The 22,388-nt window shown below is 68.7% G+C and carries 21 protein-coding genes; 11 read left to right on the top strand and 10 right to left on the bottom strand.

What is annotated here, in order from left to right; all coding sequences use genetic code 11:
- The first annotated feature begins 17 nt into the window (after positions 1-17).
- From HUN08_RS15965 to HUN08_RS15955, 3 genes are all read left to right on the top strand, one after another.
- Entirely contained in the window at positions 18-1,175 is a 1,158-nt protein-coding gene (locus HUN08_RS15965; RefSeq protein ID WP_124246998.1) for an acetyl-CoA C-acetyltransferase, read from the top strand.
- Between the two features lie 131 nt (positions 1,176-1,306).
- A complete protein-coding gene (locus HUN08_RS15960) occupies positions 1,307-2,815 on the top strand; it encodes an aldehyde dehydrogenase family protein (protein WP_124246999.1) in 1,509 nt (502 codons plus the stop codon).
- Entirely contained in the window at positions 2,816-4,039 is a 1,224-nt protein-coding gene (locus HUN08_RS15955) for a serine hydrolase domain-containing protein (protein ID WP_124247000.1), read from the top strand.
- Positions 4,040-4,117: 78 nt separating this feature from the next.
- Here the strand turns inward: HUN08_RS15955 and HUN08_RS15950 are convergent, their stop codons facing one another.
- A complete protein-coding gene (locus HUN08_RS15950; RefSeq protein ID WP_124247001.1) occupies positions 4,118-4,558 on the bottom strand; it encodes a hypothetical protein in 441 nt (146 codons plus the stop codon).
- An 85-nt stretch (positions 4,559-4,643) separates the two neighbouring features.
- On the opposite strand from HUN08_RS15950, the gene HUN08_RS15945 reads away from it, so the two are divergent.
- Positions 4,644-5,246, top strand: a complete 603-nt coding sequence (locus HUN08_RS15945) for a TetR family transcriptional regulator (protein ID WP_124247002.1) — start codon at positions 4,644-4,646, stop codon at positions 5,244-5,246.
- 94 nt (positions 5,247-5,340) lie between these two features.
- Here the strand turns inward: HUN08_RS15945 and HUN08_RS15940 are convergent, their stop codons facing one another.
- Complete coding sequence (locus HUN08_RS15940) at positions 5,341-5,970, bottom strand: TetR/AcrR family transcriptional regulator (protein ID WP_124247003.1); 630 nt, start codon at positions 5,968-5,970, stop codon at positions 5,341-5,343.
- Between the two features lie 78 nt (positions 5,971-6,048).
- On the opposite strand from HUN08_RS15940, the gene HUN08_RS15935 reads away from it, so the two are divergent.
- Complete coding sequence (locus HUN08_RS15935) at positions 6,049-7,515, top strand: MDR family MFS transporter (protein WP_165353469.1); 1,467 nt, start codon at positions 6,049-6,051, stop codon at positions 7,513-7,515.
- Here the strand turns inward: HUN08_RS15935 and HUN08_RS15930 are convergent.
- Positions 7,487-8,614 carry a class I SAM-dependent methyltransferase gene (locus tag HUN08_RS15930; protein ID WP_124247004.1) on the bottom strand — a complete coding sequence of 376 codons (1,128 nt, stop codon included), beginning with the start codon at positions 8,612-8,614 and terminating at the stop codon, positions 7,487-7,489. The genes HUN08_RS15935 and HUN08_RS15930 overlap by 29 nt on opposite strands.
- 115 nt (positions 8,615-8,729) lie before the next feature.
- Here HUN08_RS15930 and HUN08_RS15925 point away from each other — a divergent pair, with 115 nt between their 5' ends.
- Together HUN08_RS15925 and HUN08_RS15920 are read left to right on the top strand one after the other, a co-directional pair.
- Positions 8,730-9,161 carry a VOC family protein gene (locus tag HUN08_RS15925; protein WP_124247005.1) on the top strand — a complete coding sequence of 144 codons (432 nt, stop codon included), beginning with the start codon at positions 8,730-8,732 and terminating at the stop codon, positions 9,159-9,161.
- 1 nt (position 9,162) lies between these two features.
- A complete protein-coding gene (locus HUN08_RS15920) occupies positions 9,163-10,131 on the top strand; it encodes a sigma-70 family RNA polymerase sigma factor (protein WP_301546765.1) in 969 nt (322 codons plus the stop codon).
- Positions 10,132-10,147: 16 nt separating this feature from the next.
- Here HUN08_RS15920 and HUN08_RS15915 read toward each other — a convergent pair whose 3' ends face one another.
- The 5 genes from HUN08_RS15915 to HUN08_RS15895 are packed head-to-tail and all read right to left on the bottom strand — an operon-like array spanning position 10,148 to position 15,698.
- On the bottom strand, positions 10,148-12,103 hold the full coding sequence (locus tag HUN08_RS15915) for an acetoacetate--CoA ligase (RefSeq protein ID WP_124247007.1): 1,956 nt from the start codon (positions 12,101-12,103) through the stop codon (positions 10,148-10,150).
- A gap of 39 nt (positions 12,104-12,142) precedes the next feature.
- The gene (locus tag HUN08_RS15910) at positions 12,143-13,243 is read right to left on the bottom strand and encodes a nitronate monooxygenase family protein (protein WP_124247008.1); all 1,101 of its coding nucleotides are present in this window, start codon (positions 13,241-13,243) and stop codon (positions 12,143-12,145) included.
- The gene (locus tag HUN08_RS15905) at positions 13,240-13,998 is read right to left on the bottom strand and encodes a CoA-transferase subunit beta (protein WP_174900948.1); all 759 of its coding nucleotides are present in this window, start codon (positions 13,996-13,998) and stop codon (positions 13,240-13,242) included. The genes HUN08_RS15910 and HUN08_RS15905 overlap by 4 nt, the downstream gene beginning before the upstream one ends.
- Complete coding sequence (locus HUN08_RS15900) at positions 13,995-14,921, bottom strand: CoA transferase subunit A (protein ID WP_124247010.1); 927 nt, start codon at positions 14,919-14,921, stop codon at positions 13,995-13,997. Before HUN08_RS15900 ends, HUN08_RS15905 begins: the two co-directional genes overlap by 4 nt.
- 3 nt (positions 14,922-14,924) lie before the next feature.
- Positions 14,925-15,698, bottom strand: a complete 774-nt coding sequence (locus HUN08_RS15895) for an enoyl-CoA hydratase family protein (RefSeq protein ID WP_124247011.1) — start codon at positions 15,696-15,698, stop codon at positions 14,925-14,927.
- A gap of 68 nt (positions 15,699-15,766) precedes the next feature.
- On the opposite strand from HUN08_RS15895, the gene HUN08_RS15890 reads away from it, so the two are divergent.
- Complete coding sequence (locus HUN08_RS15890) at positions 15,767-16,573, top strand: SDR family oxidoreductase (protein ID WP_124247012.1); 807 nt, start codon at positions 15,767-15,769, stop codon at positions 16,571-16,573.
- A 54-nt stretch (positions 16,574-16,627) separates the two neighbouring features.
- The gene (locus HUN08_RS15885; protein ID WP_124247013.1) at positions 16,628-17,521 is read left to right on the top strand and encodes an SDR family oxidoreductase; all 894 of its coding nucleotides are present in this window, start codon (positions 16,628-16,630) and stop codon (positions 17,519-17,521) included.
- A gap of 146 nt (positions 17,522-17,667) precedes the next feature.
- Here the strand turns inward: HUN08_RS15885 and HUN08_RS15880 are convergent, their stop codons facing one another.
- Positions 17,668-18,330, bottom strand: a complete 663-nt coding sequence (locus HUN08_RS15880; protein ID WP_124247014.1) for a GNAT family N-acetyltransferase — start codon at positions 18,328-18,330, stop codon at positions 17,668-17,670.
- A 173-nt stretch (positions 18,331-18,503) separates the two neighbouring features.
- Between HUN08_RS15880 and fadD8 the strand changes: the two genes are divergently transcribed.
- Both fadD8 and HUN08_RS15870 read left to right on the top strand, forming a co-directional pair.
- Positions 18,504-20,111: a fatty-acid--CoA ligase FadD8 gene (gene fadD8, locus HUN08_RS15875; protein WP_124247015.1), complete on the top strand. Its 1,608-nt coding sequence runs from the start codon at positions 18,504-18,506 to the stop codon at positions 20,109-20,111.
- Positions 20,112-20,183: 72 nt separating this feature from the next.
- Positions 20,184-21,152 carry a hypothetical protein gene (locus HUN08_RS15870; RefSeq protein ID WP_301546764.1) on the top strand — a complete coding sequence of 323 codons (969 nt, stop codon included), beginning with the start codon at positions 20,184-20,186 and terminating at the stop codon, positions 21,150-21,152.
- On the opposite strand, the gene HUN08_RS15865 is transcribed toward HUN08_RS15870, so the two are convergent.
- Positions 21,125-22,381, bottom strand: coding sequence for a cytochrome P450 (locus tag HUN08_RS15865; RefSeq protein ID WP_124247016.1), 1,257 nt, complete (start codon positions 22,379-22,381; stop codon positions 21,125-21,127). The genes HUN08_RS15870 and HUN08_RS15865 overlap by 28 nt on opposite strands.
- Between the last annotated feature and the right edge of the window lie 7 nt (positions 22,382-22,388).

Raw genomic sequence — 22,388 nt, 5'->3', positions numbered from 1 at the left:
CCCCCCAAGGAGTACCCATGAGCACCCCCCAGGCCTACATCGTCGACGCGATTCGCACGCCGGTCGGCAAGCGCAACGGATCGTTGGCCAAGGTCCACCCCGCCGATCTCGGTGCGCACGTGATCTCGGCGATCGTCGAGCGCACCGGCATCGACCCGAACGTCGTCGACGACGTCGTCTTCGGCTGTGTCGACACGATCGGCCCGCAGGCCGGCAACATCGCGCGCACCGCCTGGCTGACCGCGGGGATGCCCCTCGGCGTGCCCGGGACCACCGTCGACCGGCAGTGCGGATCGAGTCAGCAGGCCATCCACTTCGCGGCACAAGGCGTGATGAGCGGCACCCAGGACGTGGTCCTCGCCGGCGGGGTGCAGAACATGAGCGCCATCCCGATCAGCCAGGCGATGATCGCCGGCCAGGAGCTCGGCTTCACCACCCCGACCGCCGAATCGGTCGGCTGGCACAAGCGCTTCGGCGACGCGGAGATCAGCCAATTCGTCGGCGCGGACATGATGGCCAAGCGCTGGGACATCTCCCGCCGGGACATGGAGGAGTGGGCGCTGCAGAGCCACGAGCGTGCGCGCGCCGCCATCGCCGCCGGGCGGTTCGACAACGAGAACGTGCCGCTGGGCGACTGCGTCGTCGACGAATGCCCGCGGGAGACGTCGCTGGAGAAGATGGCCTCGCTCGACGTGCTCGCGCCCGGCTCCGACCTCACCGCGGCCGTCGCGTCGCAGATCTGCGACGGGGCGTCGGCGACGCTGGTCGTCTCGGAGAAGGCGCTCAAGGAATACGGCCTCACCCCGCGCGCCCGGATCCACCACCTGTCGGTGCGCGGCGACGACCCGGTGATGATGCTCTCGGCACCGATCCCGGCCACCAAGTACGCGCTGGAGAAGACCGGGCTGGGCATCGACGACATCGACGTCGTCGAGATCAACGAGGCCTTTGCCCCCGTCGTCCTGGCGTGGCTCAAGGAGACCGGCGCCGACCCGGAACGCGTCAACCGCAACGGCGGCGGCATCGCGCTGGGCCACCCGCTCGGCGCGACCGGGGCGAAGCTGTTCGCGACGCTGCTCAACGAACTGGAGCGCACCGGCGGCCGCTACGGGCTGCAGACGATGTGCGAGGGCGGCGGCACCGCCAACGTGACCGTCATCGAGCGCCTCGGCTGATCTCCCGGGCCGCCCTCGGCCCGATCGGCGTCGCGAGGACGGTCGCACTGTGATCCCGACCACCGTCGGGGTAGTCTTTGAGATGAATCAACGACTTTGTCCCAATCAGATTCGCCATTGGAGATCCCGATATGACCAAGCCAGCCGAGGTCGGTGTACGCACCGGCGACAAGATCTCTTCCGAGACGCACACCATGGAGGAGTTGCTGGAGATCCAGCGCGCGGCATTCCTGCGCGACGGCATCCCCGATGCGAAGACCCGCATCGACCGCATCAATCGTCTGCAGGCGCTGCTGCTCGACAATGCCGACGAGATCTGCGACGCCCTCAACGAGGACTTCGGGACGCGTCCGCGCGAACTGTCCATCGCCACCGACATCGCCGGCTGCATGATCGACCTCACCCACCAGCGGCGCAGTCTGACCAAGTGGATGGCCGAGACCAATGTCGCGAAGCTGCAAGGGTTGCTCGGCTACAAGCAGCGGCTGCGCCACGACCCGCTCGGCGTCGTCGGGATCATGGGCCCGTGGAACTTCCCGCTGCAGCTGACCGTCGTGCCTGCCGGTTCGGCCTTCGCCGCCGGTAACCGCGTGCTGATGCGCCCGTCGTCGGTCACCGCGCGCACCACCGAGGTCATCGCCAAGCATGCGCCGGACTACTTCTCCATCGAAGAGCTGGCCGTCATCACGTCGAAGCACGGCGGCGGGTCGGATTTCGCGAAGCTGAAGGTCGACCACATGTTCTTCACCGGCTCGCCCGAGGTGGGCGCGTCGGTGGCCGTTGAGGCGGGGAAGAACCTCGTCCCGGTGACCCTGGAACTGGGCGGGAAGAACCCGGCCATCGTCGACGTCGGCGCCGACATCGACAAGGCGGCCAATTTCCTGGCCGACGCTCGGATGATCAACGGCGGCCAGGTCTGCCTGTGCCCCGACTACGTCTTCGTCCCCGAGGACAAGGTCGGCGAGTTCACCGACAAGGTCGTGCAGCGGTGGACGACCAACTTCCCGACCGTCGTCGGGAACACCGAGTACACCTCCACCATCAACGAGAAGAACTTCAACCGCATCGTCGGGCTGATCGACGACGCGGTGGAACTTGGTGCCACCAAGCGGCAGGTCATCCCGGCGGGGGACGCATTGCCCGACGCGGCGGCGCGCAAGATTCCGCCCACGCTGCTCACCGGGGTCAAGGCCGGCATGAAGATCGAGGAGGACGAGGTCTTCGGCCCGGTCCTCACCGTCTACCCGTATCGCGAACTCGGCGAGGCGATCGACAAGATCAACGCTGCGGGCCACCCGCTGACCCTGTACTGGGTCGGCGACGACAATGCGAACCTGGCCCGCGTGGCCGATCACACCCGCAGCGGGTCGATCAGCGGCAACGATTTCGCGTTGCACCTGCTCTCGCACGGCCTGCCGTTCGGCGGCGTCGGCCGGTCCGGGATGGGCAATTACCACGGCCGGTTCGGGTTCGAGACCTTCAGCCACGCCCGTGCGGTGACGGTGTCGACCATGCCGATCAAGTTCGCCGAGCTGGTCTCCTCCCCGTTCACCGACCGCGATCGCAAGCTGACCGAGCGTCAGATGGCGATGTTCCGCCGTTTCCTCCGGGGGTCGGTCCGCAAGAACGCGAAGCGTTAAGTGGCGGTTCACGGGACGTCGGACGCCCGGTTCGACGGGGTTCGGAAGAACTTCGGAAGGCTACTCGACGGGCGTCTCAACGGCGGCGGTGCGCTGTGCGTCTACGAGAACGGCCGCCCGGTCGTCGACATCTGGTGCGGTACCCGTGATCGGGCCGGGGAGCAGGCGTGGACGCCCTCGACGGGAGCGATGCTCTACTCCGCGTCGAAGGGGTTGTCGGCAATCGTCGTACACCGGTTGGCCGATCGCGGGCTGATCGACTACGACGAGCCCGTCCGCACCTATTGGCCCGAGTTCAGCGGCAGCGACATCACCGTGCGCAAGCTGCTGTTGCACCGCGGCGGGCTGTCGCAGCTGCGGCGGCTGGTCGACGGTGTCGACGACCTGCTCGACCACGACCTCATGCAGGCCAGACTGGCCGCCGCCAGTCCGGACCGCCACTTCGGTGCGCCGGCCTACCACGCGCTGACCTTCGGCTGGCTCATGGCGGGACTGGCCGGGGCGGTGACGGGCAAGTCGATGCGCGAGCTGTGGGCGCAGGAATTGGCCGAGCCGCTGGGCGTCGGCGAACTGTCCCTGGGCGCACCGCGCGACGGCGAGCTGGAGCTCTCGGAGATCGTTGACCCGTTCCGCATCGGCAACGCGGGCCTGCGCGACTCGGTGCTGTCCGGGCTGGCCAGGCTGCCCGGGCCGGCCGGTGCGATGGCGGGCGGGGTGCATGTCGGACCCGGCAGCGCCCAGCTGTTCAAGGCTCAGAATCCGGCGATCCACGATGCGCAGATGCCCGCGGCCAACGGTGTCGCCTCGGCACGGGCCATGGCCCGCATCTACGCGCCGTTGGCGACCGACGGCACCCTCGACGGGGTGCGCTTCCTCTCCGAATCGACGGTCGCCTCCTTCGACGGTCCGTTCCGGTGGCGGCGGGACCGCGCGTTGGGTCTGCCGATGTCGTGGAACCACGGGTTCCACCGCGCGCCGATCCCCGTCGCGAACGGGTTCGGCCACGTCGGCTACAGCGGCTGCTTCGGTTGGGCCGATCCCTCGACGGGACTCTCCGTCGGATTCGTCCACAACCGGCTCATGTCGACGGTCGCCGCCGACTTGGGCAGCTTCCTGTGGCTGCTGCCGATGATCAGCCGCGCCGCCGCGAAGGGTGCCCCCGCGACTGCGCTCTCCACCCGCCGTGGCGAGCCTCCGACGATCACATCCGCGAAGGCCGGCTGAGGCGAAAACGTCCGAATCCCGGGGGTCAGAGGGGCATTTGCCCTCCGACCCCCGGGATTCGGACGTTTTTGTGAGGTCTTAGCTGCAGGCGTTGTAAACGCGGCGCACGCGGAAGGTGCCGAGGTCGGTCTGCCCGGTCCGCTTGGTCAGGGTCCACCGGCTCGCGCCGACCTCGTGCCCCTCGCTGCCCCAGCGGTAGGTCGTGCCGTCCGCCCGGGTGCCGCTGTTGCAGCTGGAGAAGATCCGGTCGACGACGATGCGGTAGTTGCGGTGCGGCAGCAGGCGGCCGAAGACCATGCAGCCGCGCGGTGAGGAGTTCAAGGTGCGATGCGCGGCGAAGTCCCAGAAGTTGCCGTTGTCCACGGTCATCGGGCCGACGTAGGGATCGCCGCCGATGCGTGCGCAGACGCGGACCGACGGCGGACCGGCCGCATCGGCCGGAGTCGGTGCCGGTGCGGCGAGCAGTCCGAAGAGTGCCGCGACTGCGGCGAGAATGATGACGATCCGACGATTGCGCATGTGATTCCTTCCCCCGGGGACCTTGTCGACCGACCATATCAACCAAGCACTTGCTAGGGTGATGCGACCGGCTATAGGAGGTGCGGTGGCGGCGAAGACCGACGGGACGTCGGGGGCGACCCGACGCGAGGAACTGCTCGGCATCGCCGGCGGACTCTTCGCCGAACGTGGCCTTCGTTCGACGACGGTGCGCGACATCGCCGACACCGCGGGGATCTTGTCCGGGAGCCTGTACCACCACTTCGACTCGAAGGAGTCGATGGTCGACGAGCTGCTGCGCGGCTTCCTCGACGACCTGTTCGCCCGCTACCGCGAGATCACGGCCGCCGGGTTGTCGGCCGCCGAGACCCTTCGCCGGCTGGTGGTCGCCTCCTTCGAAGCAATCGACGCGCGGCACACCGCGGTCGCCATCTACCAGAACGAGGCGCGTCACCTCGCCGGCCAGGACCGGTTCGCCTACATCAACGAGCGCAACGTCGAGTTCCGCGAGCTGTGGGAGTCGGTGTTGCGACGCGGGGTGGCCGACGGTGAGTTCCGCACCGACCTCGACGTCGAGCTGGTGTACCGGTTCCTGCGCGACACGGTGTGGGTCGCGGTCCGCTGGTACCGGCCGGGTGGCACGAAGTCGGTCGACGAGATCGCCGACCAGTACCTCAGCGTCGTCCTCGACGGCATCCTCCCGCGCTGAGCGCCGGGCGCTGGGTCGAGTGACCGCGAGTGGGCAACCCCAACCCCGCCGACTGGGCACCTCAACCCCGCCGACTGGGCACTCGCCGCGCCGATCACCGTGCGCGCGAATAGTGCGCGACGAGCGGCAGGAAGATGTCGTCGACGATGGCGCGGATGTACTCCTCGTCGGAGGAATCGAGTGTCATCAGCATGTGGTGGCGCCACAGGTCCAGCGGAAGTGAGCGGACCGCTGGCGGGATCTTCGCGAGGTCGAGCTCGCCGCGAGCGTCGGCCCGCTCGAGGATCAACGCGTCGACGGCCGGGTGCGACCGGATCATCCGCTCGCGGGCCTTGGCCATGGTGATGCCGGATTCGTAGAGCGCGCCGAGTTGTACCGCCATCGGTGCCGCCATCGCCCCGCGCCGCTGACCGAGGTCGCGCAGGAAGGCGAAGAGGTCCCCGCGAAGCGTGCCGGTATCGGGGATCGCGACCGGTGAGTTGTCGAAGTGGTGGGCGATCGCCGCGATGATCAGATCTTCGCGCGTCGCCCAGCGGCGGTAGAGGACCGGCCGGCTGGTGTGCGCGCGTTTGGCGACCGCGTCGTAGGTGAAGGCAGCGACGCCGCGCTCCTCGAGTTCCTCCCACGCGGCCTCGAGCAGCGCCTCGTCGAGTTCTTCGCCGCGACGGCGGGTCCGCGGCGTTCCCGACGCCCGAGCCCGACCGGGCCGGCTACTAAGACTCACTTGCGTATCTTAACATCGGGGCCTACTGTCAATTGGATACGCGGGTGTATCTAAAGCGGACAAACCGGGAGTGGGCACATGACAGACGCCAAGCAGGTCGAATCACCGGCCGAATCGTTGAGCCGCGACGACTACAAGATGATCGCGGTCTTCATCGTCGGCGTACTCGCCGTCGTCTTCGACACGACGATCATGAGCATCGCGCTGCATTCGTTGTCGACCGAATTGAAGTCGCCGGTCTCGACCATCCAATGGGTCACCACCGGGTATGTCCTCGCCCTCGCCGCGACCGTCCCGCTGACCGGCTGGCTGCAGCAACGACTCGGCGGGAAGCGGTCGTGGATTCTCGCGGTGGCGTTGTTCCTGATCGGCTCGGTGCTGTGCAGCCTCGCCTGGAACGCGTCGAGTTTGATCGCGTTCCGCGTGGTGCAGGGCATCGGCGGCGGAATCATGATGCCACTCATGCAGACGCTGCTGATGCAGCGCGCGGGTGGCCGGAACCTCGGACGGCTCGCCGCGACGGTGGGCCTGCCCGCGATGCTCGGCCCGATCCTGGGACCGGCCGTCGGCGGGGCGATCCTGCATTGGCTGGACTGGCCGTGGCTGTTCTGGGTCAACGTCCCGTTCTGTGTGGCGTCGCTGCTCCTGGCGTGGCGGTGGTTGCCCACCGACCGTCCGACCGGCCGCGCTCCCCGCCTCGACATCGTCGGCGTGATTCTCCTCTTGCCCGCTCTCGTGCTGATCCTCGTCGGACTCTCCAATTCCGCCGGGCACGACGGATTCGCCGCGCACGACGCCTGGCCGCTCATTGCGATCGGCGTGCTACTCCTGCTCAGCTTCGCCGGTTACGCGTTGCGCCGGGGCGACCGCGCCCTCGTCGACGTCCGGCTCCTGGGTGTTCGTTCCGTCGCCTCGGCGTCGGCGCTGCTGTTCCTGTCCGGCGTCGCCGCCTACGGCATCATGTTGCTGCTGCCGCTCTATCTGCAGCAGCTGCGCGGGATGGACGCGCTGGGGGCCGGGTTGTTCATGATCCCGCAGGGCATCGGGATGCTGTTCAGCCGGACGATAGCCGGGCGGCTGTCGGACACCATCGGCGCGCGCCCGGTCGCGTTCTGCGGCTTCCTCATCGTCGGGCTCGCGACCATCCCGTTCGCCCTGAGTACCGCCACGACCGACAAGTGGTTCCTTATGGCGGTGCTGGTGGTGCGCGGCTTCGGCCTCGGCGGCATCATCATGCCGCTGATGGTCGCCTCCTACCAGGGGCTGGCCGCCACCGACATCCCGCACTCGAGCATCATCACCCGAACCGCGCAGCAGCTCGGTGGATCCTTCGGTACAGCCGTGCTGGCGGTCATCCTGCAGTCGGCGATGCTCAGCCGGGTGGCCGCCGGGTCTGCCGGCGCCTCCGACGCCTTCGACATCGCCTTCTGGTGGTCGATCGGATTCGCGGTGCTTGCAGCCGTGCTGGCCGTCTGGTTGCCCGGCCGGCCCGTCGTCGAGCCCAGCGGCGATCAGCTCAAGGACGCGCCGATGCCGTCACGGTGAACTTGGCGTTGCGCGCGATCTGACGCGTCGGCCCGACGATTCGAGTCAGCGCGCCGCGGTAGCGCAGGTGCGAATTCCAGACGCACCACAGTTCGCCGCTCGGCTTCAACACCCGGGCCGCGTCGGCGAAGAGGTGCTCGGCGATCCCCGTCGACAGCGCGGCGTCGGAGTGGAACGGCGGATTGAGCAGCACCAGATCAGTGGACTCGGCATCGAGGGTTTCCGTGCCGTCGGCCTGCCTGGCGTCGACGATGACACCGCTGCGCTCGGCGGTCATGCGCGTGGAGCCGACGGCCGTTGCCGAGCGGTCGAAGGCGGTGACCCTGGCGTCGGGATGGGTTTTCGCGAACCATGCGGCCAGCGACCCGTTGCCGCAGCCGAGGTCGACGACCGTCCCGTCGGAGGGTGCGGCGGGTTCCTCGTCGAGGCATTTCAGGAGGAAGCGGGAGCCGATGTCGACATTCGTGCCGGCGAAGACGCCGCCGTGGGCCGCCACGGTGAGGTCAAGATCGGGGTGGTCTTCGGTACGTGGCCAGATGCCGGATGCGGTCGACGCAGCTGCGGCGCGCGGCCCGCGCGCGAACAACACCCGCGACTTCTGCCGCGCATGACTCACGTCGACGCGCTCGAACACCTCGCCCAGCACGTCGTTCATCCGCGGAGTCATGTGCTTGATCCGCCCGCCGGCCACCACGACGACATCCGGTGCGGCGTGGGAGGCGATCAGCGCGGAGACTTCGGCCAGGCGGTCCAGTGAGCGGGGGAGGCGCAGTAGAACCAGTCGCGCGCCGGCGACGGCATCCGGGCTCAGCGGTAGGGAACGGAAACCGGTTGCCCCGTTGCGCGCGGCATTGGCGGCCAGGGCGCGCTCGCCGGTGATCAGATCCTGATGAACGTGGACGGCGCCGGGCCCGTCGAGCATCTCGAGTGACCCGAGGGTGAGCGCGCCGTAGGCGTCGTCGATCACGACGGCCGCGTCGCGAGCGAATGTCGCGCCATCGGCGAGGAGTCCGGCTGTCTCGTCGAGGATCAGCCGGTCCGCGGCGTCGACAGCCACGAGTCCGGGCCCTTCGACGTCGGGGAAGCGGCGCAGATCCACGACGATGAGCCTACTTCGTGAATCGATTCCACCCGGACCGATCAGTTTCGGGGCCGGCACCGGTCTACCTCTATGACGGCATCGAAACGCGGTGTCGCGGAACTAGGAGAAACCGATGCACGACATGATCTTCGTGAACCTGCCCGTGGCCGACCTGGAGCGCTCGCGCACCTTCTTCGAAGCCCTCGGCTATCACTTCGACGACCGGTTCTGCGACGGCAACGCCGCCGCGCTCGTCCTCGGCGACCACATCGTCTCGATGCTGATGCGCGCCGAGTTCTACTCGACCTTCACCGACAAGACGATTGTCGACGCGAAGACGTCCAGCGAGGTGCTGATCAACCTGAGCGCGGGCAGCCGCGAGGAGGTCGATTCGCTGGTCGACCGCGCGGTCGAGTTGGGCGCCAAGGACGGCCGCACCGACGACCACGGATTCATGTACGGTCGCGACTTCGAGGACCTCGACGGCCATGCGTGGGGCATCATGTGGATGGATCCGGCTGCCGTCGAGGTGGGGCCGGAGGAGTTCGCACAGCAGGGAGCGTGACGTGACCGCCGACGAGACGGCCTTCGACGAGCTGACTGCCGCCGTGTCTCGGGCAGAACTGCTCGCGCACTGCTACCGCATGCTCGGCTCGGCCACCGACGCCGAGGACGTGGTGCAGGAGGTATACCTGCGGGCGTGGCGCGCGTTCCATCGCTTCGAGGGCCGCTCGTCGGTGCGGACATGGATCTATCAGATTGCGACCAACACCTGTCTGACCGCTCTCGACAACCAGTCGCGACGCCCGCTGCCGACCGGGCTCGGCACCGACGCGAGCGACCCGAGTGTTCCCGTCGTCGCCGACCGCGAAACCCTCTGGCTGCAGCCGTTGCCCGACCGAGCGCTGGGTGATCCGGCGGAGGCCACGGTGCGCAGCGAGAGCGTCGGGCTCGCGATGGTGGCGGCCATGCAGGAACTGCCACCGCGGCAGCGTGCCACCCTCATCCTGCGGGATGTGCTGGCGTTCAGCGCGGCCGAGACCGCCGAGCTGCTGGACACCAGCGTCGCGTCGGCGAACAGCGCGCTCGCCCGCGCGCGCAAGACCTTGGGCGACGGTGCGGTGCCCGACGGCCGCCGCGCGGCTGAGCTGACCGCCGACGAACGGGCGGTATGGGAGGAGTTCTGCGCCGCGTTCGAGCGCCACGACATCGACGGGGTCGTCGGCCTGCTGGCCGACGAGGCGGTCTGGGAGATGCCGCCGTTCCCCGGTTGGTACGTCGGTGCCGCGGCGATCGGCACGCTGACCCGCACGCAGTGCCCGGCACAGCGGGCCGGCGACCTCCGGATGATCCCGACGACGTGCAACGGGCTCCCCGCAGCGGGGATGTACCTCCGCACGACCGTCGCGGGGCGCGACGTGTGGCGGCCGTTCCAACTCGACGTGATCTCCATCGTCGACGGGAAGGTCGCGCATGTCGGGGCGTTCTTCGAGCCGGAGCTGTTCCGCCTGGCCGGACTGCCGGAGACCTGCTGACCCCGGGCGAGACCGCCTAGCCGTTGCGCTCGGCCGCGAACCGCGCGTAGACCTCCAGGAGTTGCGGGTCGTCGACGGAGGCCGGATTGACGACGGCAGAGACCTCGGCGCCCTGCAGGAGGCGTTTGATCGGCACCTCGAGCTTCTTGCCGGTCTTGGTGTGCGGGACGCCGGGGACGGCGATCACCTCGTCTGGCACGTGGCGGGCCGATGCGCGTTCGCGGATACGGGAGCGGATCGTCGCGATCAGCTCGTCGTCGAGTTCGCGCCCCTCCGCCAACACCACGAACAAAGGCATCCAATACGAGCCGTCGGGCTGTTCGGCGCCGATCACGAGCGACTCGGTGATCCCGTCGACGGTGTCGACGGCCGCGTAGATGTCCGCGCTGCCCATGCGGATGCCGTGCCGGTTGAGCGTCGAGTCGGACCGCCCATGGATGACGACGCTGCCGCGCTCGGTCAGCGTGATCCAGTCGCCCTGGCGCCAGGCGTGCGGGTACATCTCGAAGTAGGCGTCGCGGTAGCGCTGCCCATCCGGATCGTTCCACAGTTTCACCGGCATGCTCGGCAACGGCGTGGCCAATACCAGCTCGCCCACGGCGCCGGCCGGGACCGGCTTCCCGGCGGGGTCCCAGGCTTGCACGTCGGCGCCCAGGCAGCGCACCGAGAGTTCCCCGGGCCACACCGGTACGGTCGGGGAACCGGCGATGAAGGCGCTGCACACGTCGGTGCCCCCGGACAAGGACCACAGCGGGATGTCGGGCAGCTGGGCGGCCTGCCACTGGTGGACATCGGGGGACAACGGCGATCCGGTGGAGCCCATCGAGCGCAGTGACGCGAGGGTGCGGGAGCCGCTGGCCGGGCTCACCCCGGCGCTCTGGCAGGCGAGCAGATAGCCGGGGCTGGTGCCGAAGAAGGTGGCGCCGTGCCGGTCGACGACATCCCACATCGCCGCCGCGTCCGGGAAGGTCGGGGAACCGTCGTAGCAGACGACCGATGCGCCGAGCGCCAACGCCGAAATCTGCGCATTCCACATCATCCAGCTCGGCGAGGTGTACCAGAACAGCCGGTCGTCGGGCCCGAGGTCCCAGTGCAGCCCGAGTTGCTTCAGCATTTCGACGAGGATGCCGCCGTGCCCGTGGACCAGGCCCTTCGGTATGCCGGTGGTGCCCGAGCTGAACAGCACCCACAGCGGATGGTCGAAGGGGACGGGCACCGGATCGAAGGCGGCGGGCCGGGCGACGGCCTGCGCCCACGGCGTGCCCAGGCCCTCGGCGTCGAAGCCGAGACGGGGGAGGACGATCGTCGTGCCGACGGTGGGCAGGCCCTCGCGCAGGCTGGCGATGTCGCCGCGGCGGTCGTGCTGCTTGCCGTTGAAGGAGTAGCCGGTGGCGGTGATCAACACCTTTGGTTCGAGTTGGCCGAAGCGGTCGATCGCGGCGCCGGCGACATAGTCTTGGCCGACGCAGGACCAGATGGCGCCGAGAGAGGCGGTCGCGGCGAAGGCGACGATCGTCTCGGCGACGTGGGGCAGATACCCGACGACGACGTCGCCGCGACCGACGCCGGCCTCGGCCAATGTCGCCGCGAGCGCGCCCGCGGCTTCCCGCAACTGCGCGCGGGTCCAGGTCGTCGACGAGCCGGATTCGTCGGTGGCGACTACCGCGACGTCATCCGGTTCGCCCTGGGACAGGAGGTATCCGCCGAAGTTGACCTCCGCGCCGGTGAACCACTGTGCGCCGGGCATCGTCGCATCCGGGAGGACCTCGGAGTAGCCGCCGCTGCCCGAGTCGAGGTCGAAGTAGTCCCAGATCGCGGCCCAGAACTCGCCGGGCTCGGTGACCGACCACTCCCACAGGGCGGCGTAGTCGTCGTCGGTGCGCCCGGCCTTGGCGGCGAAGTCGGTGATCCGGGCCCCCGCGATTCGATCGGGATCGGGGGTCCAGAGCGGCGCGGGCGCGGTTTCGGGCATGGGGTGATTATCACCCCAAACCCTCCCAGTTACTAGAAATTAACTGAAATTCTTCAGTGCGGCCAACCTGGCGTGCGCCTGCGCCATGATCGACTGGATCAGTTCGTCGCAGGACGGCAGATCCTCGATCATTCCGACGACCTGCCCCGACGCGAGCACCCCGGCATCGGTCCGGCCCTCCACGAGGCCGGCCTTCAACAGCATCGGGGTGTTGCCGGCCATGATGACCTGCTGCCAGGTGCGTTCGCCGGAGCGCTTCATCGACCGACCGTCACGCAGCATGGTCGTCCAACGCATGCCGGTCATCTGCTTGAACTCGTTGGCGTTGCGCGCGGCCGCGGCCAGCGCTCGCACGCCCGAGCCGCTCTCCAGTGCCTCGACCAGTTGGGTGCGCAGGACGCGGTGCGGCATGCCGTCGACCTTCGTCGAGACGACGGTGTCGGACAGGCCGCGCTGCAGGTATTCCTGCTTGACCGAATCCGGCACGGCCGAATCCGAGGTCAGCAGGAAGCGGGTGCCCATCGCGACGCCCTCGGCGCCGTAGGCCAGCGCCGCGATCAGGCCGCGACCGTCGAAGAAGCCGCCGGCGGCGACGACCGGGATCGACGTCGGTCCACCGTTCTCGCTGAGCGCGTCGATCACCGACGGCAGCAGCAGTGTCGTGGCGACCGGACCGGTGTGGCCACCGCCCTCGCCGCCCTGCACGATGACGGCGTCGGCGCCCCACGAGGCGACCTTCACGGCATGCTTGGCGGCACCGATCGACGGGATGACGACGACGCCGTGGTCCTTGAGCTTGGCGATCAACTCCGCCTTGGGGGCCAGGGCGAACGAGGCGACCTTCACACCCTCCCGGATGAGCAGGTCGATCCGTTCACCGGCGTCGGTCGCGTCGGCGCGCAGGTTGACCCCGAACGGCTTGTCGGTCAGCGACTTCGTCTTCGCGATGGCCGCCTCGAGTTCGTCGTAGGTCATCGTCGCCGACGCGAGGATGCCCAATCCGCCCGCGTTGGCGGTCGCCGAGGTCAACGCCGGGCCGGAAACCCACCCCATGCCGGTCTGCACGATCGGGTAGCGGACCCCGACGAGTTCGGTGAAGCGGGTGCTCAGCGTCTCCGCACTCGACCGGTCGGCGCTCACGCCTTCACCTCGCGGTCACGAACACCCTTGGGATCCAACACTTCTCGGATGATCCGGAGCTGCTCGTCGGAGGGCGCCGGGGTCTCCGTCGCCTCGTCGAGGCCGACGATCGTGAAGGTCGTGTTCTCCGCGACATCGGCGGCGGTGACCCCGGGATGCAACGAAACCGCGCGCATCGTGTGGTCGGGACCGCCGAAGTCGAAGACGCCCAGATTCGACACGACGCGGTGCACGCCCATGTGGTCGAAGGCCGGGTTCTCCGCGTCGACCTTGTCGAAGCCGATGCCGGAGACGATGTCGACGGTGTCGACGAAGACGCGCGACGAGTGCCGCGCGACCCAGTAGCTTGTCGCGTGGTTGATGGTGTTGCCCGGTGCTCCGCGCACGCCGAACATCTGTCGCGTCGGATGCTGGAGCGGTCCGAAGGCCGACAGGTTCTGGTTGCCGTACCGGTCGATCTGGTTGGCGCCCATCACCACGTGGCGACGGCCCGACGCGACGACGTCGAAGACCTTGCGGAACGGCATCCAACCCTCGATTGGGCCGGTCTTGCCGATGGCCGGGGTGTCCGCGAGGATCAGTGCCTCGCCGTCGGTGATGAGCAGATCGGGCTCGGTGGTGAGGCGGGCCAGGCGGGCGCCCAGCAACGGCGTCGGGGCCATCGGCGACGCCATGATCTCGCCGGCGCCGGTGAAGAGGTCGGCGCACGACGCGACGCAGTACTCGGCGCGGGTGATCTCGGTGCTGGTGCTCACTTCTTGTCCTCCTGCTCGGCCTGCCACTTGGCGACCTCGGCTTGGTAGGCCGGCTCGTCGACGTCGAGGAAACGCGTCTTGAAGGCCGTCCACGTCTCGTCGTCGGCGGCGGATTCGACGTAGAACCGCTGGAACGCCTCGTCGCGGCCGTAACCGTTTCGATTGGGCCCGCTCGCTCCGCTCCCGGCGCCCCCGCTGAAGGTGAAGTGCGCACCGTTCGGGGTGTGGACCACGCGGTCGACGTTCATCCGGTTGATCAGCAAGCGTTCGCGTTCCACCGACCCGACCAATTCCTCGGTGGACACCACCTCGTCGGCTTCGAGGTAGCGACGGTCGGCGGCGGCGAGGAACAGGTCGTCGAAGTAGGGGTCGACGCCGGTATAGGCGGCGTTGCCGTGGCAGTCGGCGCGGTCGAGGTGCACGAAGGCGGCGTCGAGGCGCAGCGCGGGCATGGCGATCAGCGTCTGGGTCCGCCCGTCGGCGTCCGCATAGGGTGACTCGACGGTCTTGAGTTCGCCCTCCCAGAACGTCGGGACGTCGGAACCGAGTCCGGCGCGGATCGGGAGGAACGGCAGTCGGGCCGCCGCGGCCTCCAGACCGCATTTGACCATGCCCTCGTCCATCTCGCGGACGGTGATCTCGCCGCCCGTGCGGGCCTTGGCGAACCACGGATCGTAGAACGGCGCGGAGTCCAGCGAGACGAATCCGTAGTAGGCCTTGCGGACCTTGCCCGCCGCGCACAGCAGACCGAGATCGGCGCCGCCATAGGTGACGACGGTGAGGTCGGTGACGGTCGAGCGAGCCAGCGCGCGCACCAGGGCCATCGGCTTGCGGCGCGAGCCCCAGCCGCCGATCCCGATGGTCATCCCGTCGCGCAGTTCGCCGATCACCTCATCGAGTGTCGAAGTCTTGTCGGTGGGCATCTCTTACTTCCCCTTCGGCTTTCCGGTCTCGACGAACGCGTCGCGGTGCTCGTCGGCGACGCCGGCGAGGTTGAGTTCATAGGTGAAGCGCTGCTCGAACAGGTAGCTGTTCTTCACGTCGACGGGGTCGATGCCGTTGATCGCGGCCTTCGCGCGGCGGATGACCCGGGTGTCCTTGACGGCGATCATGCGCGCGACCTCCAAAGCCGCATCGAGGAGCTCCTCGCGAGGGACGACGCGGTACACCGAGCCGAAGTGGTGCAGCTGCTGGGCGGTCGCGTTCTGCGCCGTGTAGTACAGCGTCCGCATCATGTGTTGCGGCATCAGCCGTGCCAGGTGGGTGGCCGCGCCGAGTGCGCCGCGGTCGACCTCGGGGAGCCCGAAGACGGCGTCGTCGGAGGCGACGATGGTGTCGGCGTTGCCGACCAGGCCGATCCCGCCGCCGACGCAGAAGCCGTTGACCGCGGCGATCACCGGGACGGCGCAGTCGTACACGGCGGAGAAGGCGGCCGCGCAGCCCTGGTTGGCCGCGATCAGGGCGTCGAAGCCGCTGGTCTGCTGCATCTCCTTGATGTCGACGCCGGCGTTGAAACCGCGACCTTCTGCCCGCAGGATCACGACGCAGGTCGACTCGTCGGCGCCCGCGGCGGTGATGGTGTCGGCCAACTCGAACCAGGCGGCGCTGGGCAGCGCGTTGACCGGTGGGAAGTCGACGGTGATGGTGACGATCCCGGCGTCGGCGGACCCCGGTTCGCCGCGAGTGGTCGTGATGGGCACGAGATGCTCCTCGTCGTCGGGTCTAGGTGTACCAAGCAAATGCTTGGTTGTTTGGTAGGGTAGCACCCATGCCTGAGAACACGTCGGCGACCGCCGGCCTCGACCTGGGTGGCCGCGTCGTCCTGGTCACCGGCGGCGCCCGCGGTGTCGGCGCGGGGATCGTCGCCGTACTCGAGAGCTTCGGCGCGGTGCCGGTCATCTGCGGGCGCACCGCGCCCGAGCCCGGCGCCGAGAACGGCCTGCCCAGCCGTCGTCCCGACTTCTTCGCCTGCGACGTGCGGGATTCCGCGGCGGTCGCCACGATGATCGCCGATATCGTCGCGAAGCACGGTCGCCTCGACGGGGTCGTCAACAACGCGGGCGGCTCGCCGTTCGCCCTGGCCGCCGACGCCTCGGACAACTTCGCCCGCAAGATCGTCGAACTGAACCTGGTGGCGCCCCTCGTCGTCGCGCGGGCGGCCCACGCGGTGATGGCCGGCCAGGACGGCGGCGGGGCGATCGTCAACGTCTCCAGCGTGAGCGGGCACCGGCCGTCGCCCGGGACCTCGGCATACGGCGCGGCCAAGGCCGGGCTCGACAACCTCACGCAAAGCCTCGCCGTCGAGTGGGCGCCGGCGGTGCGCCTCAACTCCGTCGTCTGCGGGCCGATCGAGACCGAACTCTCCCACCTGCACTACGGCGACGCCGACGGGGTCGCCGCCGTCGGGAGGACCATCCCGATGGGCCGCCTCGCGACGCCCGCCGACGTCGGCAACGCTGTTGCGTTCCTGCTCTCGCCGTTGTCGGCCTACATCACCGGCTCGACGCTGACCGTCCACGGCGGCGGTGAGAAGCCGGCCTTCCTCGACGCCGGTAACGCCGAGAACCGGGTCTAACCGCGCCTTCCCGCCATCCAGAATTCCCCAACTATCCAGACTCAAGGAGCACTCATGTCCGACAAGCTCAGCGACGGTCGCGTCGTCATCATCACCGGCGCCGGCCAGGGGATCGGGCGGGCGCACGCGTTGGCCTTCGCCGCCGACGGTGCGAGCGTCGTCGTCAACGACTACGCCGTCGAGGCCGCCCAGCGGGTGGTCGACGAGATCGTCGCCGCCGGCGGGAAGGCCGTCGCGAACGGTGCCGATGTGGCGGATTGGGATGCCGGTGCCGAGCTGGTCGCGACCGCGGTCCGCGAGTTCGGCGGCCTGGACACCGTGGTGAACAACGCCGGGTTCGTGCGCGACCGCATGCTGGTCTCACTGTCCGAGGACGAGTGGGACTCGGTGGTGCGTGTGCACCTCAAGGGGCATTTCGTCGTGCTGCGGCATGCCGCCGAATACTGGCGGGCGCAGGCCAAGGCCGGTGCGCAGCGGGAGGCGCGCGTCGTCAACACCTCGTCGGGAGCGGGCATCTTCGGTTCCGTCGGGCAGGGGAACTACGCCGCGGCGAAGGCGGGGATCGCCGAGCTGACGATCCAGGCGGCCGCCGAACTGGGCGGGTACGGGGTGCTGGTGAACGCGATCGCCCCGGCCGCGCGGACCGCGATGACGATGGGTGCCGGTGACGCGATGGCCGCGCAGATGGCCGCGCCGACCGACGGCTCCTTCGACGCGATGGACCCGGCGAACATCTCCCCGCTCGTCGTGTGGCTCGGGTCGGCGCAGGCCGACGTGAGTGGCCGGGTCTTCGAGGTCGAGGGCGGCACGATCACCGTGCTCGACGGCTGGCAGCGCGCCGCCTCGCGTGACAAGGGTGCCCGCTGGGAGCCTGCGGAGGTCGGTTCCGTCGTTGCCGAGTTGGTCTCCCAGTCCCCGGAGCCGGTTAAGGCCTACGGCGCGCGGTAGGGGTCTCGATACATCGGCTCGGCTGGCGCCTCGCCGACACTCGACCACCGATATCGACGGTGGTCGTATCGAGACCTTCCTCCCGCACAAATACGCAGATCCCGACGAAATTCCGTCGGGATCTGCGTATTGGTGCGGGATAAGCGTCAGGCACCGGCGCCCGGCGCGCGTACGACCATCGGGACACCCGGGAACAGTGCGGCCATCTCCGCGCGCGATCGGCGCAGTGCGGCCATGCCGAAGCCCTGCTTGCGACGATCGGGGCGGATCCAGATGCGGACGTCGACCTCGCCGCCGTTCAGCTCGCCCATGACCAGACCGATCTTGGCGTTGCCCTCGGTCGCGACGAGCCAGACGGCCTCTTCGTCGTCGACGCGGTTGCTCGCCGCGGCCATCTCGTCGTCGAGTGCGCCCGCAGGCTTGCCGGAACCGTCGCCGGCGGAGCCCTGCTCGCTGGTGCGCTCGGCGAAGAGATCGGCGTCGGCGTCGGGGGAGAAGGGGCGCAGGTCCAAGGTGTCGCCGCTGGAGGCGGGCCGCTCGGCAAGGGTGAAGGTCAATGCGGAGTTGAGGTCGTCGAGCTCGGCCTGATTGCGGCGGCGCTGATCCTTGGTGAGTTGGTAGAAGGACATCCCGAGTACCGCCTCGGCGCCCAACTTGGACTTGCCGAGGAGATCGGAGATGGCGTCGACGGCGGCGGCGCGGTTGTCGGCGTCGACGATTGCGTCGAGGACCTCGTGGCGGCGTTCGAGTGCGGTGAGCAGGGCGTCGGTGATGTCGCGGCGGGTGGTGGTCTGGTCCAGATCGGTCATGGGGCCGATGGTAACGCCGCTCGAGTGTTACTGGTGAGTCTACTGACGAGTAGTTTACGCAGGTCAGAAGTGTAACGCGTTCTTAATCGCGTTGGTACAGACAATCCCCAGTGTGTAGCCATTATTTCGGCCCATCACTTCCCGAAAACTAGAACACGTCCTAATCTTGACTCATGACGGAAATCGACCTCCTGCACGGCGAGACCCACCTCGGCGACTACCTCGTCGCCGCCCTCCATCGCCATGCCCGCCGGCCCGTGCTGCAACTCGGCGACGTGGAACTGACGGGCCAGCAGATGGCCGCGGCAATCAGCACCTACGTCCAGGCTTTCGAATCCCTCGGTGCGGGCACCGGGACCGCGGTCGGGCTGCTCGCCCTCAACCGTCCCGAGGTGCTGCTGGTGATCGGCGCCGGGCAGACACAAGGGTATCGCCGGACGGCGTTGCACCCGCTCGGTTCCGCCGACGACCACGCCTACGTCCTGAACGACGCGGGCGTCTCGACGATCATCATCGACCCGGTCCCCAAGTTCGTCGAGCGCACCGTCGAACTCCTGGCCAAGGTGCCCGACCTCAAGCAGGTGCTGACGTTGGGCCCGGTGCCGCCGGAGCTCGCCGACGTCGGTACCGATCTCATCGCGACGGCCGCCGGGTTCGACCCGCAGCCGCTGGCCGCCGCCCGCCTCGCCCCCGACCACGTCGTCTCGATCACCTACACGGGTGGGACGACGGGCAAGCCGAAGGGGGTCATCGGCACCGCGCGCGCGATGTCGACGATGACCCAGATCCAACTCGCCGAATGGGAATGGCCGGAGCGCCCGCGCTTCCTCATGTGTACGCCGCTCTCGCATGCCGGCGCCGCGTTCTTCACGCCGACGCTGATGAAGGGCGGCACGATGATCGTGCTCCCGACCTTCGACCCGGCGCTGGTCCTCAAGACCATCGAAGAACAGAAGATCAGCGCGACCATGCTGGTGCCCTCGATGCTCTACGCACTCATGGACCACCCCGATTCCAAGACTCGCGACCTCTCGTCGCTGGAGACCGTCTACTACGGGGCATCGCCGATCAACCCGGTGCGGCTGGCCGAGGCGATCGAGCGGTTCGGCCCGATCTTCGCGCAGTATTACGGGCAGTCCGAGGCGCCGATGGTCATCAGCTATCTGCGACGCGACGAGCACGATCCGGCGCGGCTCGGCAGCTGCGGCCGCCCGTCGGCCTTCCTGCGCACCGCGCTGCTCGACGCCGACGGCAAGCCGGCCGCGCAGGGGGAGCCCGGGGAGATCTGTGTCTCCGGCCCGTTGCTCGCCGGCGGCTACCTCGGCCTCCCGGAGCAGACGGCGGACACCTTCACCGCCGACGGATGGCTGCGCACCGGTGACGTCGCGCGCGAGGACGACGACGGCTTCTGGTTCATCGTCGACCGCACCAAGGACATGATCGTCTCCGGCGGATTCAACGTCTTCCCGCGCGAGGTCGAGGACGTCATCGCCGAGAACCCTTCCGTCGCGCAGGTCGGCGTCGTCGGGGCGCCCGACGAGAAGTGGGGAGAGGCCGTCACCGCCGTCGTCGTTCTGCGGGCGGGCACCGGGGAGACCGAAGAGGCGCGCGCCGTGATCGCCGACGAGATCAAGGTGGCCGTGAAGGACCGCAAGGGGGCGGTGCAGTCGCCCAAGCAGGTGATCTTCGCCGACGCACTTCCCCTCACCGCACTCGGCAAACCGGACAAGAAGGCGCTGCGGGCGCAGTTCTGGGAAGGCGCGGCGCGCTCCGTCGGCTGATTGGGCGGATCCGTTGCTGTTTGTGTCGCTTACCGGCACGAACAGCAACAGATCAGGCGATACGCTTCTGCGATGAAGTCACGGGGAGTTGCGGGCGTCCTGCTCGGAGTAGCGATGCTGGGTCTGACCGGCGTACACGTCGGCCAGGCGTCGGCCGCATCGGGCTGCGGTCCGGTGTCGATCTCGACGGTCGTACCGGCGCCCGTACCGGTGCTGAGCTGGGCGGAGAACGTCGGATACGACAAGGCGGGCAATCTGTGGGTCTCGCGGACCCAGCAGAACGTGATCGACAAATACGACCCGCGCGGGCGTCACATCGGGGCGGTACACATCGACGCGCCCGGTGCGGTGCGGCTCGGTCCCGACGGGAAGATGTTCGCGAACTCGGGCGACAGTCCGGCCAACATGATGCCGATCCTGCCCAGGCAGGGAAGGATCGTCTCCTTCGATCCCGCCGGAACGTCGCCAGCGGTTCGCGTGGTGACGCGCGGCCTCGGAATGCCGAACGGGCTGGCGGTCGCCGACGACGGGACGATGTACGTCGGCGACTCGCGCCTCGGTGTGGTCCGCGTGCGTCGCAACGGCTCGATCGATCAGGCATGGACCGCACGGGCGCCGAAGAACCTCGCGCCGAATGCGACCGTCAACGGCACCGGCATGAACGGGGTCGTGGTCCTCGGTGACGCCGTCTACGTGACGATGACGTCCAGTCTGTCCGGGAGGGTCCTGCGCGTGCCGATCAAGAACCCGGCAGCCGCCACGGTCGCGGCCGACCTGACCGCACCGATCCCCGGCACCCTCGACGACCTCGTCGTACTCGGCAAGCACACCCTGGCGGTGACCTCCGCACTCGGCACGGTGGGCGTGGTCAACCTGGCGACGGGCGGCATCTGCACGGTGAGCACCGGGCATCCGCTCACCTCGTTGGCGCGCACGCCGGACGGCCGCAGCGTCGTCGCCGGTTCCGAGGACGGCTCGGTGCTCAAGCTCACCGGACGGATATTCGGCATACCTCAGCGGCCGACGACCGGACAGCCGTAGTCGACGTCGAGCCCCTTCACCCCGTTCAGCCAGCCCGAGCGCACACGTTTCATCTCCCCGGTGCGGCTGATGTCGGGCATGACGTCGGCGATCGCGTTGAAGATCAGGTTCAGCTCCAGCCGCGCCAGGTTGGCGCCGATGCAGAAGTGGGCCCCGTTGCCGCCGAAGGCCAAGTGCGGGTTGGGGTCTCGAGTGATGTCGAAGGTGAAGGGGTCGTCGAAGACCTCCTCGTCGAAATTGGCCGAGCTGTAGAAGATGCCGACGCGCTGCCCCGCGGCGATGTCGACCCCGCCGACCTGCGTGTCGGCGGTGGCGGTGCGCTGGAAGGCGTGGACGGGCGTCGCCCAGCGCAGCACCTCGTCGACGGTGGTCGCCGGGCGCCGCGATTTGAACAACTCCCACTGTTCGGGGTGGTCGAAGAAGGCGTTGATGCCGTGGCTGGTGGCATTGCGCGTCGTCTCGTTCCCTGCGGTGATGAGCAGGATGACGAAGAAGGCGAACTCGACCTCGGACATCGCCTCACCGTCGTCGCCGGCTTCGACGAGTGCGGACACGACGTCCTCGGTCGGGTTGGTGCGACGGTCCTCGGCCATCTGATAGGCGTAGGCCATCAACTCCGCGTTCGCGGTCACCGGGTCGAAGGGCTGGTCCGGGTCGTCGCTGTTGATGATCGAGTCGACGAGCTGGTGGATGCGCCCCCGGTCGGGCGCGGGAACGCCGAGCAGATCCATGATCGCGTTGAGCGGGAGGTGGATCGCCACGTCGTCGACGAAATTCCCACTGCCCTTGGCCGCCGCCTCTTCGACGATCTCGCGGGCGGAGGTGGCCAGGCGCTCCTCCAACGCGTGCACCGCGCGTGGGGTGAACATCCGCGAGACGATCTTGCGCAGCCGGGTGTGCTCGGGCGGGTCGTGGTTGATCAGCAGGGCCTTGGTGAGGTCGAGCTGGTCGGGCTCCATGTACTCGGGCAACCGGATGATGGCGCCCTTTGCGTTGGTCGACCACAAGCCGCTGTCTTTGGAGATCTCGCGGACGTGTCGGTGCTTGGAGATCACCCAGAATCCGTCGTCGCCGAAGATTTCGGCGAGCGCGGGCTGCTGATTCCACCAAACCGGGGCGGTCGCACGTAGCTGCGCGAACTCGGTGATGGGCATCCCGCGCTCGAGGAGGTCGGGATCGGTGAAGTCGAAGCCCTGGTGGATGGGGCAGGCGTCGGCGGCTGCGGTCATTTCGGGT

Source organism: Gordonia sp. X0973 (assembly GCF_013348785.1).
Classification (GTDB): domain Bacteria; phylum Actinomycetota; class Actinomycetes; order Mycobacteriales; family Mycobacteriaceae; genus Gordonia.
This window is presented reverse-complemented; position numbering and strand designations above follow the sequence as displayed.